The sequence below is a fragment of the Ruegeria sp. AF2 genome (assembly GCF_056542025.1).
This window is the reverse complement of the sequence record NZ_JBQFZC010000017.1, coordinates 1-4,787: the sequence shown is the minus strand read 5'-3', so window position 1 is coordinate 4,787 and position 4,787 is coordinate 1. Positions and strand designations below refer to the sequence as shown.

Annotated in this window: 3 protein-coding genes and 1 pseudogene; all 4 read left to right on the top strand. The window is 47.2% G+C overall.

Annotated elements, in window-relative coordinates:
- Positions 1-211: 211 nt before the first annotated feature.
- Positions 212-1,243 (top strand): adenine-specific methyltransferase EcoRI family protein, encoded by a 1,032-nt coding sequence (locus ACR0NM_RS20785; RefSeq protein WP_480616433.1) that lies wholly within the window; start codon positions 212-214, stop codon positions 1,241-1,243.
- Between the two features lie 43 nt (positions 1,244-1,286).
- Positions 1,287-2,123, top strand: a complete 837-nt coding sequence (locus ACR0NM_RS20780) for an EcoRI family type II restriction endonuclease (protein WP_480616431.1) — start codon at positions 1,287-1,289, stop codon at positions 2,121-2,123.
- A gap of 184 nt (positions 2,124-2,307) precedes the next feature.
- Positions 2,308-3,225 (top strand): DNA-methyltransferase, encoded by a 918-nt coding sequence (locus tag ACR0NM_RS20775; protein WP_480616429.1) that lies wholly within the window; start codon positions 2,308-2,310, stop codon positions 3,223-3,225.
- 599 nt (positions 3,226-3,824) lie between these two features.
- Positions 3,825-4,787, top strand: a pseudogene (locus ACR0NM_RS20770) (hypothetical protein); the annotation flags it as partial.

Genomic DNA, 4,787 nt, shown 5'->3' with positions numbered 1-4,787 from the left:
TTGTGGTACACGACCAGCCATGGCTCCTCGGGCGAAGCTGAAGACGCTTCAGACAAGTACTAAGCTGATAGCAGTTATCGACTTTGCCTTGTTGTTAGAAGTTCCTGTCAAATTCAGAGAAGCTATAGAAAGACAAGGGAAGGCACTGTAACTTGGCCAAGGCAGGCCCCGGCTAACAAGGGGCATCTCTAAAACGACGAGGGTTCAAACGATGAGCAGAGCTGGATCAAATAAGCTTCTTCATGTCGCGAAGAAATCGAAAAACGATGAGTTTTACACTCAACTCTCGGATATCGAAAGTGAACTAAAGTACTATGAAGCGCATTTCCGCGACAAAGTTGTTTACTGCAATTGCGATGATCCAACGGTAAGTAACTTTTTTGAATATTTCTTTGAAAATTTCAAGAGGTTAGGGATAAAGAAGTTAATATCAGCTTGCTACAAAGAGCAAACAAGTGACCTATTTAATTCTACAAATAAAGAGGGAGGCTTCTATTTCGCATACTCAGGAGAGGAGGGCGAAAAGAAAAACCTGATTAGAGATGGTATAGTTCCTTTTGAAGGCGATGGTGACTTTCGCAGTGAAGAGAGCATTGAACTCCTAAAGCAAAGCGATATCGTCGTTACGAACCCTCCATTTTCACTCTTTAGAGAGTACGTCGATCAGCTCGTCGAGTACGATAAGAATTTCCTCATCATTGGTAATGTAAATGCCATTACTTATAAGGAAATTTTCAAGCTGATTAAGGATAATCAGGCGTGGCTGGGCATCAATCTGGGCCGAGGCATTTCTGGCTTCATTGTGCCAGATCACTACGAATTGTACGGAACTGAAGCACGAGTTGACGCTTATCAAAACAGAATTGTTTCTCCCAACAACTGTTTGTGGCTTACCAATCTGGATCACTCGCAAAGGCATGAAGACATCAATCTAACAAAGAGCTATTTTGAAAACGAAGACCAGTACCTTCCGTATGATAATTACGACGCGATAAATGTTAACAAAACCAAAGATATACCATATGATTTTCATGGGGTGATGGGTGTCCCAATAACCTTTCTTCACAAATTTAATCCTGATCAGTTTGAGCTAATCAAATTCAGGAAAGGTGATGATGACAAAGACTTGTCCATCAATGGGAAGTGTCCATATTTCAGAATTTTGATAAGGAACAAGCGATATCAGCCCAGTCATTCCAATTGCAAGCAAGGCGCTAAATATTGTTCGCCGCAATCCGCATAAACGATCAAAACCATCGGCATAAACTGGGAAAAGAAACAGATTAATGGCCAAAAAAAATCAATCAACACGCCTAACTAGTCAGCACAAAAAATCTCAAGGTGTTTTGGGCATTTTCGGGGAAGAGGCAAAACTACACGACCTCACTGTTGGAGAGGTGGCCCAGCTGGTTGAAGCTAATCTTGCTCAAAAATATCCTCAACTGAGTTTTCGTTATAGAAAGGACCTTAAGAAGTCAGAAATACACGAGAAGTTGGCAAGCATAGATGAGGAGTTGGGCCAGTCAATTTTTGTGACCGGAGCTAGTATTCGACCTGATGGGGGATTGATCGAAGTAAAAGATGATGACGGCTTCTGGAGAGTAATCTTGGTGTCGGAGGCCAAACATCAAGGTAAAGATGTGGAGAACATCCGGGCTGGAAAATTGGTCGGCTCAAACAACGACCAAGATTTGATGGCCGCAGGCAATGCCATAGAAAGGTCACATAAAAATATAGCAGAAATTGCCAACTTAATGTTAGCCGAAGCACACTTCCCCTATGTGCTATTTCTAGAGGGATCAAATTTCTTAACAGAAACCGTCACAATCGAAAGGCCCGACGGGAGAGCGGTTGTTCTCGAACATAACTCGGGAACTCTAAACAGGTTGGATAGGTTAACTGCTGCAAACTACGGTATGGCGATAAACGCCAACCATTGTAAGAACAAATTCATCAAACCCAAAGATAAGACTGTAATGCTGCAAGCTGCCTCCTTGTATACACAGGGAAACGGTGGAGAGTGGGGTAGGGCTGATATGTTGAAGATCATGACAGAAGTCGCCGAAACGTCTCTAAAAGTCCTTGGGAGTGACTTGTTCAATCAACTCACAAAGGACAGATAGCTCAATGTATGCAGTGCTGCATTTTTAATTAAGTGGAGAAAAAATTCAGCGTTTTCAGTTAAAAATGCCCTCGCATCAGACCGCCGAATGTAGATGCTTTGGGATTTTAGGATCTGAATTTTGTTTTCCTCAGGAAATGGAACCTATGGGCAATAGATCGCACAGAAACTCCGGCCACATGGGAATGAACATCCTAAAAAGGCAAGGTGTTCAACACTCGTCTTTCGCTGGTCTCAAAGCGAACGATCATGGTCAAACTGTACATTTGTCGTGCGTGGGTGATTGTCTGGCTACATTAAATCAAATTCCGGACAACTCCATCCAGTTGGTATTGTGCGATCCACCTTACAACATCAATGTCGCCGATTGGGATGATATTGCAGACTACGTAGATTGGGCGTCCATATGGCTCCAAGAAGTCGAACGGGTTTTGCGCCCAACGGGAAACTTCGTCTTGTTCGGTGGCTTGCAGTACCAAGGTGAGGTCGGCTCTGGCGATCTACTTAGCTTGGTAAACTGGATGCGCCAAAACAGCAGTATGCTGTTAGTAAACCTTATCATTTGGAACTATCCGAATGGCATGGGGGCGCAAAGGTTTTTTTCAAACCGGCATGAAGAAATTTTTTGGTTCAGCAAGAGCAAAAAGTACTACTTTAATCTGGACGCTGTAAGGAAGAAATTAGACCCAAAGACGCTGTCGACATACAAGAAAGATAAGCGGTTAAATCCTAAGAACCTTGAAAAAGGTATCAATCCAACGAACGTGTGGCAGATTGCTCGATTAAACGGAAATTCGAAAGAAAGGGTTGGGCATCCGACCCAAAAACCGGCAGAGTTGGTTCGTAGGATCGTGCGTTCATTGTCCTATGATGGCTCTACGGTGCTTGACTTTTTTGCAGGTAGTGGCGTCTCTACGAGAGTTGCAATCGAAGAAGGTAGACACTCTATTGCAACTGACGCCGACCCGGCTTTTCTTGGATATTTGGATCTCCAACTTATGCAGATTGAAGGCTTTGATCGAGCAAGTACTTCGTACAAATTTTTGAACAATTTCGACACGAACGAACACCCGGCGTTAATGTCGACGGAGACTTCAGATTGAATTGGACTTTACTTTCTGAAAATGGAGTAAACTGTCTTAGCGTGGGGTTCGAACATTTCGAAAACATCAAACTCTGCATAAAAGCTCGACACGGGGAAAATGCACCGAGGCCAAACTGATCTATGCCTGGTTTGACCAGAACCTGAAAGCTTAGCCACGCCATCTACAGGTATGTCTTTGATGCCTATCAAGGTGGTGGTGAGAGCGTCTATGCGGCTGCTTGAGCTGGATTAGGTTCCACCATTGCAAAATTAACACCCACCATTGCAAAGGATCGACCATCGCGGTGATCTTCTGCTTTGTCTGAAGCGTCTTCAGCTTCGACCACCCCCTTCGACAACAACATGATCAAGGACCAACTCATGGCTCAAGCATCTGCTTTTGCCACTGGGTCAGCTTGTGCTTTACTGCATGGGTCAGGCTCGGTGCTACAAACACCATTAAGGCCTCTCTATAGCGATTGTACCAACTACGGCTCAGGCGACCTATCTGACGCGACGACCACCTCCCTGACAAACACATTGACCCAACGTGGTGGGGGTCTGCCGCCACAGGTTGTCGCTACAGCCCTGCGAAAACTCGTCGCCACGATGGTTGCTATGGCTGATGGGACAGCCCATTCCAGCTTCTTCCTCTCCAGCCTTGATCCCGGTGTCGGGAAGACCACCACGTTGATCTGCTTCGTGCAGCAATTATTGAAGTCAAATCAGCATGAAGGGGTAGCGGTCCTGCTCTGCTTCTCCCGTCTTGAAGAGATTGCCCGTCTGGTCGAGGAGATGAACCTCAATGAGGCTGACTTTGCGGTCCTGACTTCTGACGAAGAGGTCAACCTTCTGAGTTCTGTACCACCAGGCGAGGCCCGTGTTTTGTTCACCACCCACGCCATGGTAGTGAGCCGCTGTCGTGACCGTCTCTTCGCGGATGCTGGTGTCTTCCTGTACAGGGACAAAGTCCGCGCTGTCCGGGTCTGGGATGAGGCGATGCTGCCCGGCGAAATTGTCTCCCTCAACACGGATCAGCTTGCGTCCTTACGCGAACCCCTGCGGTTCTCACACTCGCCACTGGTTGAACTGATTGAGAGGCTGGAGGGAGAGCTTGAAGCATCAGCTGGTCAAGGGACCTGCACTTGGCCAGACGTGGAAGCGACCACAGGGATTAGTTTGCTGTCGGCTCGGCAGGGTTTGGAGCAACGACATGCCTCCTATCTCGAAGCCCTATACGCTCTCTCAGGGCGATGTGTTCTCCTGCGAAAGCCCAATAAAGCCTCCACGGTCATCTCCGCGCTCGACAGCCGAGACGCGATACCAGACGATCTGGCCCCCATGGTGATCCTCGACGCCTCCGGGCGTGTTCGTGCGACCTATGCGTTGTGGGAGAAGCATCTGGGGAACCTCGTGCGACTGCCCTCAGTAGCCAAGAGCTACAGGAACCTCACTGTCCACGTAATGGACAAGGGGTCTGGGAAGAACGCGTGGATGACGAACGGCGAAGCACTAGCTCAAGAGGTCGCCCAACTGATCGACAGCAAGCCCGAGGAGCCATGGCTGGTCGTGTACCACAAG

Bases quoted from the DNA above. Each gene is read 5' to 3' on its own strand.
- ACR0NM_RS20785 (WP_480616433.1), top strand. From the start codon at position 212: ATGAGCAGAGCTGGATCAAATAAGCTTCTTCATGTCGCGAAGAAATCG.
- ACR0NM_RS20780 (WP_480616431.1), top strand. From the start codon at position 1,287: ATGGCCAAAAAAAATCAATCAACACGCCTAACTAGTCAGCACAAAAAA.
- ACR0NM_RS20775 (WP_480616429.1), top strand. From the start codon at position 2,308: ATGAACATCCTAAAAAGGCAAGGTGTTCAACACTCGTCTTTCGCTGGT.